Below are 230 nucleotides of genomic sequence, written 5' to 3'. Positions count from 1 at the left end.
CTGCTCTCGGCGGTGAGTCACGACCTGCGCCGCCCGCTCGCTTCGGCGGTCGCGGCGATCGGCGGCCTCCGTGGGGCGCACGGCCTGTCGGCATCCGATCGTGAGGAGCTTCTCGCGACCGCCGACGAGAGCCTCGCGACGCTGTCGTCGCTCGTGACCGATCTGCTCGACGTCAGTCGCGTGCAGGCCGGAGTGCTCGCCGTGTCGACCATGCGCCTCGATGTGGCGGG

At 72.2% G+C, this 230-nt stretch carries 1 protein-coding gene; it reads left to right on the top strand.

Annotation, left to right across the window (positions count from 1 at the left end; all coding sequences use genetic code 11):
* The coding region (locus RTM68_RS18340; protein WP_312173735.1) for a histidine kinase dimerization/phospho-acceptor domain-containing protein at window positions 1-230 on the top strand (230 nt) is incomplete at both ends.

The organism is Microbacterium sp., assembly GCF_031988965.1.
In the GTDB taxonomy this organism is placed as follows: domain Bacteria; phylum Actinomycetota; class Actinomycetes; order Actinomycetales; family Microbacteriaceae; genus Microbacterium.
This window is presented reverse-complemented; position numbering and strand designations above follow the sequence as displayed.